Origin of the sequence: Pseudomonas sp. UBA6699, from assembly GCF_002454615.1 — a bacterium.
GTDB classification, from domain to species: Bacteria; Pseudomonadota; Gammaproteobacteria; order Pseudomonadales; family Pseudomonadaceae; genus Aquipseudomonas; species Aquipseudomonas juntendi.
This window is the reverse complement of sequence record NZ_DKJF01000130.1, coordinates 24,112-32,693: the sequence shown is the minus strand read 5'-3', so window position 1 is coordinate 32,693 and position 8,582 is coordinate 24,112. Positions and strand designations below refer to the sequence as shown.

7 protein-coding genes are annotated in these 8,582 nt (G+C 63.7%); all 7 read right to left on the bottom strand.

All coding sequences use genetic code 11. The annotated features are described in order from the left end of the window. Nucleotides 1-61: 61 nt before the first annotated feature. Nucleotides 62-454, bottom strand: a complete 393-nt coding sequence (gene pcaC, locus B3361_RS23915) for a 4-carboxymuconolactone decarboxylase (protein ID WP_054906002.1) — start codon at nt 452-454, stop codon at nt 62-64. 10 nt (nt 455-464) lie between these two features. Continuing rightward, entirely contained in the window at nt 465-1,256 is a 792-nt protein-coding gene (gene pcaD / locus B3361_RS23910; RefSeq protein WP_054906001.1) for a 3-oxoadipate enol-lactonase, read from the bottom strand. 11 nt (nt 1,257-1,267) lie between these two features. Then, complete coding sequence (locus B3361_RS23905; protein WP_054906000.1) at nt 1,268-2,620, bottom strand: 3-carboxy-cis,cis-muconate cycloisomerase; 1,353 nt, start codon at nt 2,618-2,620, stop codon at nt 1,268-1,270. A 9-nt stretch (nt 2,621-2,629) separates the two neighbouring features. Further along, nucleotides 2,630-3,919 carry an MFS family transporter gene (locus B3361_RS23900; protein WP_009685621.1) on the bottom strand — a complete coding sequence of 430 codons (1,290 nt, stop codon included), beginning with the start codon at nt 3,917-3,919 and terminating at the stop codon, nt 2,630-2,632. Nucleotides 3,920-4,120: 201 nt separating this feature from the next. Continuing rightward, the gene (gene pcaF / locus B3361_RS23895; RefSeq protein ID WP_177331342.1) at nt 4,121-5,326 is read right to left on the bottom strand and encodes a 3-oxoadipyl-CoA thiolase; all 1,206 of its coding nucleotides are present in this window, start codon (nt 5,324-5,326) and stop codon (nt 4,121-4,123) included. A gap of 261 nt (nt 5,327-5,587) precedes the next feature. Next, nucleotides 5,588-6,934 (bottom strand): MFS transporter, encoded by a 1,347-nt coding sequence (locus tag B3361_RS23890; RefSeq protein WP_054905772.1) that lies wholly within the window; start codon nt 6,932-6,934, stop codon nt 5,588-5,590. A gap of 341 nt (nt 6,935-7,275) precedes the next feature. After that, entirely contained in the window at nt 7,276-8,151 is an 876-nt protein-coding gene (pcaR, locus tag B3361_RS23885) for a pca regulon transcriptional regulator PcaR (RefSeq protein WP_009685624.1), read from the bottom strand. Nucleotides 8,152-8,582 lie beyond the last annotated feature (431 nt).

The window sequence follows — 8,582 nt, the reverse complement described above, 5'->3', positions numbered from 1 at the left end:
GGGGCTGCTGCGCAGCCCATCGCGACACAAGGCCGCTCCTACAGGCGGGGCCGCGTGAGGGTCAGCTACGCGACTCTACCCCTAGCTCGTCCCATACCGACTCCGCCAGGTGGAAGGTGGCGTTGGCCGATGGAATGCCGCAGTAGATCGCGCTCTGCATCAGCACTTCCTTGATCTCGTCGCGGGTCACGCCGTTGTTGGCCGCTGCGCGCAGGTGCAGCTTCAGTTCGTCGTTACGGTTCATGCCGATCAGCATGGCAATGGTGATCAGGCTGCGGGTGTGACGTGGCAGACCGGGGCGGGTCCAGATGTCACCCCACGCATGGCGGGTAATCATTTCCTGGAACTCGCCATTGAAGTCGTTGAGCTTTTCCAGGCTGCGGTCCACATGGGCATCGCCCAGTACCGCGCGGCGTACTTGCATGCCGGCGTCGTAGCGTTGTTTCTCGTCCATGGCAGGGTCCTCAGTGAGCCAACAGGAAGGCAAGCACGCGGCGGCTGAACGCCTCGCCAATCTCGACGTTGGACAGGTGCGCTGCCGGGAACTCGACATATTCGGCACCGGCAATACCGGTTTGCATGAACTGGCCGTGCGCCGGGGTGGTTACCACATCTTCTGTCCCTGCCACGATCAACGTCGGCACCTGGATGCGACCGAGTTGCTCACGGAAGTCGGCATCACGCACCGCCGCGCAGTTGCCGGCATAACCCTGGGGGCAGGTCTGCGCCAGCATCTGGCAGATACGCTGGGCCTCTGCGGCTTGTGCCTGGGCAAAGGCTGGGGTGAACCAGCGGGCAATGGACGCGTCGCGCAGGTCGACCATGGCCTGCTGGCCGCCCTTGAGCACGGTGTCGATACGGGTGTTCCACACCTCGTCATTGGCGATTTTGGCGGCGGTGTTGCACAAGGTCAGGCTACGCAAGCGCTCACCGGCATTGATGCCCAGCCACTGGCCAATCAGGCCACCCATCGACAAGCCGACAAAGTGCGCCTTGGCAATGTCCAGGCCATCGAGCAGCGCCAGCACATCGCGGCCCAGTTGCTCGATGGAATAAGGGCCTTCGGTGACCAGCGATGCACCGTGGCCACGGGTGTCGTAGCGCAGCACCCGGAATTGCTGGGCCCACAGCGGCATCTGGGCGTCCCACATGCCCAGGTCGGTACCCAGCGAGTTGGACAGGACCAGCACCGGGGCGTCTGCCGGGCCATCGAGTTGGTAATTCAAAACGCCATCGGCCAGTTGCAAATGCGCCACAGCGGTCTCCTTCAGGCAGTGAAACGTTGATGTTCGGACACGGCGCGCGCCACCCAGACGCGGGCCTGGCCCAGGTAATGGGCCGGGTCGAGCAAGCGATCGAGTTCCTCGGCGGACAGCTCGGCGCTGACCTGCGGCTCCTCACCCAGCACGGCACGCAGGTGACGATGCTCGGCCACAGCGCGCTGGCAGCATTGCTCCAGCAGGTGGTGGGCGCGGTCACGGCCCAGGCGCTGTGCCAGCACAATGCTCACCGCCTCGGCCAGCACCAGGCCCTGGGTCAGGTCGAGGTTGCGGCGCATGCGCTCGGCATCCACCTCCATCCCCTCGGCAATCACCTGGGCCTGGCGCAACGCACCGGAGACCAGGCAGCAGATTTCTGGCAGGGTTTCCCATTCGGCATGCCACAACCCCAGGCTGCGCTCGTGTTCCTGGGGCATGGCGCTGAACATCGTCGAAACCAGGCCCGGCACCCGGGTGGCGGCCCCGATCAGAACGGCGGCCCCCACCGGGTTACGCTTGTGGGGCATGGTCGAAGAGCCGCCCTTGCCCGGCGCGGAAGGCTCGAACACTTCGCCAGCCTCGGTTTGCATCAGCAAGCTGGCATCGCGGCCAAACTTGCCCAGGCTGCCGGCGATCATGCCCAGCACCGAGGCAAACTCCACCAAGCGGTCGCGCTGGGTGTGCCAAGGCTGTTCCGGCAGGGCCAGCCGCAGTTGCTCGGCCAGCGCCTCGGCCACCGGCAGCGCCTTGCTGCCCAAGGCCGCCAGGCTGCCCGAGGCGCCGCCGAACTGCAGCACCAGCAAGCGCGGGCGCAACGCCTGCAAGCGCTGGCGATGGCGGGTCACGGCGCCAAGCACCCCGGCCAGCTTCATCCCCAAGGTCACCGGCGTGGCATGTTGCAGCCACGTGCGCCCCACCATGGGGGTGTCGGCGTGCCTCAAGGCCTGCTGCGCCAAGGTTTCGGCAAGCTGGCCAAGGTCGCTTTCCAGCAAGTCGAGGGCAGCGCGCAACTGCAATACCAAGCCGGTGTCCATCGCATCCTGGCTGGTAGCGCCCAGGTGCACATAACGCTCGGCTTCGGGCACGCCGGTGGCGATCACCTTGCCCAACGCCTTCACCAGCGGGATTGCCGAGTTGCCAGCGCTGGCGATGGCATTGGCCAGGGCGCCTACGTCATAGCGCTCGGCCTGGCAGGCCGCCTCGATGGCGGCCACGGCGCTGTGCGGAACCAAGCCGACCGAAGCCTCGGCGCGGGCGAGCGCGGCCTCGAAATCCAGCATGCCCTGCAGGCGGCCACGGTCGGAAAAAACCTCGCGCATGGCCGGCGCGGTGAAGTAGGCATCGAACAGTTGGTTGCTCATGCAGCTTCCTTAATGATCATGGTGCAGGTACTCGGCCTGCTTCGGCAGGCGCAGGCTGAACAGGAAGGCTATCGCCATCATCGCCGTCACGTACCAGTAGAACGTATTCTCCATCCCCATGGTCTTCAGCCCCAGGGCCACGTACTCGGCCGAACCGCCGAATGCCGCGTTGGCCACCGCGTAAGCCAGGCCTACACCCAGCGCGCGAACTTGCGGCGGGAACATTTCGGCCTTCACCAGGCCGCTGATCGAGGTATAGAAACTGACGATGCACAGTGCCAGGCTGATCAGCACGAAGGCCATGAACGGGCTGGTCACGGTTTTCAACGCCATCAGCAGCGGCACGGTGAACAGCGTTCCCAACGCGCCGAACAGCAGCATGGAATTGCGTCGGCCAATCCTGTCGGACAGCATGCCGAAGAACGGCTGCAGCACCATGAACAGGAACAGCGCAGCCGTCATCACATAACTGGCGTTCTTCGCCGTCATGCCAGCGGTATTCACCAGGTACTTCTGCATGTAGGTGGTGAAGGTGTAGAAAATCAGCGACCCACCTGCGGTGTAGCCCAGCACGGTGATGAAGGCTGCAGCGTGGTTGCTGAACAAGCCTTTGATGGTGCCGGCATCCTTGTCCTGACGGGTTTCGGCGCTGCTGGTTTCGTGCAGCGAGCGGCGCAGCATCAACGAGATCAGTGCAGCAATGGCCCCGACCACGAACGGAATGCGCCAGCCCCAGGCACGCAGCTCATCCTCGGTCAGCAGCTGCTGCAGGATCACTACCACCAGCACGGCCAAAAGCTGGCCGCCGATCAGCGTCACGTACTGGAACGAGGCAAAGAAGCCGCGCTGGCCGCGCAGGGCCACCTCACTCATGTACGTGGCGGTGGTGCCGTACTCGCCACCCACCGACAGGCCCTGGATCAGGCGCGCCAGCAACAGCAGCGCCGGGGCCCAGGTGCCAATGCTGGCATAGGTGGGCAGGCAGGCGATCATCAGCGAGCCGAAGCACATCATCAGCACCGAGATCATCAGCGAGTTCTTGCGGCCATGGCGGTCAGCGAGGCGGCCGAAGATCCAGCCACCAATCGGGCGCATCAAGAAGCCTGCGGCGAATACCCCCGCGGTGTTCAGCAACTGCACCGTGGGGTCGTCCGAGGGGAAGAACGCCGGGGCGAAGTAGATCGCACAGAAGGCATAGACGTAAAAGTCGAACCATTCCACCAGGTTGCCCGAAGAGGCACCAACGATAGCGAAGATGCGCTTGCTGCGCTCTTCACCGGTGTAATAGGTTGAGGTCATGGTGAGATTACTCCTGAAGGGTCCCAGGTTATTCTAGACATACCTGGTAACACCTCGTTCCGCCTTGAGGCTGGCACTTGGCCTTGAGTCGAAGGTGCCGGCCCCTTCGCGGGGCAAGCCTGCTGCCACAGTTTGCCGTTGTGCAGTGGGCAACGACCATGCTGTAACACCCGGCTTGCCCCACGAAGGGGCCAGGACAGGTCAAACCCGTTCGATGGCCAGCGCCAAGCCTTGGCCGACGCCCACGCACATGGTCGCCAGGCCTTTACGGCCACCGCTTTTCTCCAGTTGATGCAGCGCCGTCAGCACCAGGCGAGCACCGCTCATGCCCAGCGGGTGGCCCAGCGCGATCGCGCCGCCATTGGGGTTCACCTGCGGCGCATCATCGGCCACGCCCAGCGCACGCAGCACTGCCAGGCCTTGGCTGGCGAACGCTTCATTGAGCTCGATCACATCGAAATCATTCACCGCCACACCCAGGCGCTCGGTCAGCTTACGCACTGCCGGGACCGGGCCAATGCCCATCACCCGTGGCGCAACGCCACCGCTGGCCATGCCCAGAACGCGGGCACGCGGGGTAAGGCCATGCTTCTTCACCGCTTCAGCCGAGGCCAGGATCAGTGCTGCCGCACCATCGTTGACGCCCGAAGCGTTGCCGGCGGTGACGGTCTTGTCCGGGCCGTTGACCGGCTTGAGCTTGGTCAACGCTTCCAGGGTGGTCTCCGGGCGCAGGTGTTCATCACACTCGACGATCACTTCACCCTTCTTGTGGGCGATGCGCACCGGCACGATTTCCTCGGCAAAAAAGCCGGCTGCCTGCGCTGCAGCGGCCTTTTGCTGGCTGCGCAAGGCGAAAGCATCCTGGTCGGCGCGCGATACCTGATAATCGTCGGCCACGTTGTCGGCGGTTTCCGGCATGGAGTCCACGCCGTACTGGCTCTTCATCAGCGGGTTGATGAAACGCCAGCCGATGGTCGTGTCTTCCAGCTTCATGTTGCGCGAATAGCCGCTTTCGGCCTTGCCCATGACGAACGGGGCGCGCGACATCGATTCCACACCCCCGGCGATGGCCAGCTCCATTTCCCCGCTGGCAATGGCGCGGAAAGCAGTGCCAATGGCATCCATGCCCGAAGCACACAGGCGGTTAAGGGTAACGCCCGGAATGCTTTCGGGCAGGCCGGCCAGCAGCAGCGCCATGCGCGCCACGTTGCGGTTGTCTTCACCTGCCTGGTTAGCGCACCCGAAAAACACCTCGTCAACCTGGTCCCATTGCACACCGGGGTTGCGCTCGATCAGCGCCTTCAGTGGCACGGCGGCCAGGTCGTCGGCACGCACACCGGCCAGGGCGCCGCCAAAGCGGCCAATCGGGGTACGGATGGCGTCACAGATGAATACGTCTCGCATCAGGCTTCTCCTGCCGGCTGGCCATGGGCCGCGGCGGTACGGGCATCAAGGTCACGCGGGGTGGCAGCTTGATTTCGGTGGGTTCGGTGGTGGTCTGCACGTGGCATTGGAGGCTCCTGGTCAGGGTGCTTCAGTAAGCTCAGATTAAGGAGGCCGGTGGGTAGCTTACAATCCGATAATCGATTATTCGTGCGATTATCGAACTATTTGTTGCCTTACTACCCACCATCGTACAGCGCCTGGCCGGCAAGGGCGGCCTCGCTATCAGGTGGCGTCGGCGTGGCTCACCAGCCCTTTCACCACCACCCCAACGGTAGCCAGCGCCGCCGGCACCAGCAGCGCCGTGAGCACCTGCTCGAAGCTCCAGCCCAGGCCCAACAGGGTCGCGCCGCTCCAGGCCCCGAGAATCGCGCCGAAGCGGCCGATGCCCAGCATCCACGATACCCCGGTCGCCCGGCCTTGGGTCGGGTAGAAGCGCGCTGCCAGCGACGGCATGGCCGACTGGGCGCCGTTCACGCACATACCAGCCACCAGCACCAGCGTCGCCAGCAAGGTGATATTGCCCAGGCTCTGCCCTACGGCGTAGGCGAAGACCCCGGCCAGCAGGTAGAAAGCGCCGATCACCTTGTGCGGGTTGAAGCGGTCCATGGCCCAACCCACACCGACCGCACTCAGCACGCCACCGAACTGGAACAAGGCACCGATAAAGGCCGCCTGCTCCATGCTCGCGCCACTGTCACGCATCAGGGTCGGCAGCCAGCTGGTCAGCAGATAGACGATCACCAGGCCCATGAAATAAGTCAGCCACAGCAGTACGGTACCCAGGCCGTAGGTGCCAGAGAAAATCACCGAGAACACGTTGCGGGCGGCCACGGCCTTCTGTTCCGGCACGCTGAAGCTGGCCGCCTCGGCCACCACCTGCGGGGCGATCGGCGACAAGGTCTTGCGCACCCTGTCAGTGCCACGGTTACGCACCACCAGGAAGCGCGCCGACTCCGGCAGCCAGACCATCAGCACCACGGCCAGCAGCAACGGCAGCACGCCACCGACTACCAGCAGGCTGTGCCAGCCATAGGCCGGGATCATTTTCGCGGAAATGAAGCCACCGCCGGCCATACCCAGGTTGAAGCCGCAGAACATGCTGGTGACCAGCAGCGACTTGAGCCGCTCTGGGGTGTACTCCGACAGCAGCGTGGTGGCGTTGGGCATACCCGCCCCCAGGCCAAGGCCGGTCAGGAAGCGCAGCACCAGCAGCTGGTCGACGTTGGAGGCATAGGCCGAGGCCAGGCTGAAGCCACCGAATACCAGTACAGCACCCACCAGCACGCCCTTGCGGCCAAAGCGGTCGGCCAGCGGCCCCGAGCCCAGGGCGCCGAAGACCATGCCGATCAACGCGGCACTCATCACCGGGCCCAGGCTGGCACGGTCAATGCCCCATTCCTGCGACAGGGCCGGGGCGATGAAGCCCATGGCGGCCGTGTCCAGGCCATCGAGGAAGACGATCAGAAAGCACAGCAGCACGACCCGCCACTGATAGCGGGACAACGGTTGCTGATTGATGAACGACTGGACGTCGAGGCTCGCGCCGACGTTGGTTTGCGCTTGGTTCATTGTTGTTATCCAGAATAAGGGGCACAGCCAGTCCTTTGCACTCGGCTAGCCGGTACAGGTGGGCAACGCTAGGGAAAATGGCCTGGGTTAGCCTGGATACAACGAAACTGCATGCGGGTGCGAGCGCAGCAGCCTAGGGACAGTATGCATGGTATGTGCCTCATGTTTTTCTTGTTCGGTCGGCACAGCCGACCGTTGCGAGAGACATTAATCAGCGGGCGCAGGTGAAGCAATTCGCCGCGAACGACACTGTGCGTTTATCGCACAGGAAACCGTTTTGCCTGTTCAAAAAACCGCTGGCGCCGGCCCCGCAGGTTGCTGCGCCCCCCTCCCTTGCGCGCTCAACCAAACAGCTGGTGGCACAGGTCCCGGCTGGCAGCCAGCAGTATCGGCAAGAAGCGCTGCTCCAGTTCGCTGCGCGTGACCCGCCCGACGTGGGTACTTACGTTCAAGGCTGCCAGCACCTGCCCGGAAGCGTCGTACACCGGCACGGCAATCGAGCGCAGCCCCTGCTCCAGTTCCTGGTCCACCACACACCAGCCTTGGGCGCGGACCTGCTGAATACAGGCGAACAACGATTCGGCATCATGCAAGGTACGGCTGGTGCGCGCCTTGAGGTCGGCCCGCTCCAGGTATTCGCGCAGGCTGGTGTCATCCAGCGCCGCCAGCAGAATGCGCCCCATCGACGTGCAATAGGCGGGCAGGCGCCCGCCCACCGACAAATCGACCGAAATCAGGCGCTCGACCGTGGCCGAACGGGCTATATAAAGGATGTCGTCACCTTCGAGGGTGGCCATGTTGGCCGCCTCGTGCAGCTGGTCGCTGATGCGGTCCAGGTACGGCTGGGCCGAAATCGCCAATGGCGTGGATGACAGGTAGGCATGCCCCAGGGTCAGCACTTTGGGTAGCAGCGAGTAGGTGCGCCCATCCGTGGTGGCATAGCCCAGCTTGATCAGCGTGTGCAGGCAACGGCGCACGGCGGCCCGGGGTATTTCGGTACGGTGGCTGATCTGGGCGATGGTGAGGTGGCGCTTGCGCTCCTGGAAAGCCTGGATCACCGCCAGGCCACGGGCCAGGGATGTCATGAAGTCCGGGTCGCCGGTGAAAGCCTGGATGCGCTTGGCCGGCGAGGCCACGATCGGCGGCGCCATGGCCGCCAACACAGGCCGTGCCGCCTCTGGGCTGGCAGAAGCGTTGTCCACCGTTTCGTCACTCATCGCACACCTCAAAAAAAACGCCGGTTCGTGCGATTATCGAACAAACGGCCGATAATCGCAATTGACCGCTGACACTTTTGCTTATACCTTTCTCCTGCCACATGTGGCTTCTTTGGAGAGACTGGTCAGGTACCCACCGTAGAAGTCCCCAGGCAACGGCCTCGCCTTTCGGCGGGGCCGTTTTTCATTCCCCCCTCGCCAGCTTGTTGCCCGAACTTTTATCCGGCATGCCTTTCAAACTTGTAAGAAAGCCCCAACTTGTTTACCGGCACATGCCATAACGTGCGTCGGATGATGGCGGTGCAGGTTAAATAACGATGTTCGGCAAATTATCGATTGCTATAATCGGCACCACAGTCGTGACGCAATTGTGCCCACGGAACCTTCCGTGGAACCAAGCCGTTGCGGCCGGAACAGGGCGCACAAGCGCA

Bases quoted from the DNA above. Each gene is read 5' to 3' on its own strand.
- B3361_RS23900 (WP_009685621.1), bottom strand. From the start codon at position 3,919: ATGACCTCAACCTATTACACCGGTGAAGAGCGCAGCAAGCGCATCTTC.
- pcaC (WP_054906002.1), bottom strand. From the start codon at position 454: ATGGACGAGAAACAACGCTACGACGCCGGCATGCAAGTACGCCGCGCG.
- pcaR (WP_009685624.1), bottom strand. From the start codon at position 8,151: ATGAGTGACGAAACGGTGGACAACGCTTCTGCCAGCCCAGAGGCGGCA.
- B3361_RS23890 (WP_054905772.1), bottom strand. From the start codon at position 6,934: ATGAACCAAGCGCAAACCAACGTCGGCGCGAGCCTCGACGTCCAGTCG.
- B3361_RS23905 (WP_054906000.1), bottom strand. From the start codon at position 2,620: ATGAGCAACCAACTGTTCGATGCCTACTTCACCGCGCCGGCCATGCGC.